The sequence below is a fragment of the Paenibacillus sp. YN15 genome (assembly GCF_003285005.1).
Classification (GTDB): Bacteria; Bacillota; Bacilli; order Paenibacillales; family NBRC-103111; genus Paenibacillus_AR.
The window spans coordinates 1-309 of record NZ_QMFA01000128.1 but is presented as its reverse complement, the minus strand read 5'-3'; the positions used below and the strand labels follow the sequence as shown (position 1 = coordinate 309).

The 309-nt window shown below is 61.5% G+C and carries 1 protein-coding gene; it reads right to left on the bottom strand.

The annotated features are described in order from the left end of the window. The coding region (locus DQG13_RS30455) for a transposase (RefSeq protein WP_146767249.1) at window positions 1–295 on the bottom strand (295 nt) is incomplete at its 3' end. Window positions 296–309 lie beyond the last annotated feature (14 nt).

The following is a 309-nucleotide window of genomic DNA, read 5'->3' as shown; positions in this document are numbered from 1 at the left end:
CTTGCCGTCGGCTATCCCCTGTCGAGTTTTCACTGGGCACCAGACCGCAGTAGCTCATGAACGCTCCCGCCGTTGGAAAACGCGACATGTCCATGACTTCCGACACCAACGTGGTCGCGGTCAGGACCGCCACTCCCCGCAGCGCTTGCATCGCCCCGATGAGCGGCGCGTGCGCGCTGGTCTGGGCCTCTTGGGCGATGGCCTGGTCGTAGCGTTTGATCCGATCCTTGGTTTCCCGAATGCTTTGCCGGTACTCCTCGAACGTCAGACGCAGACATGCCTGCTCGATCTTCACGTGATCTAGCCACT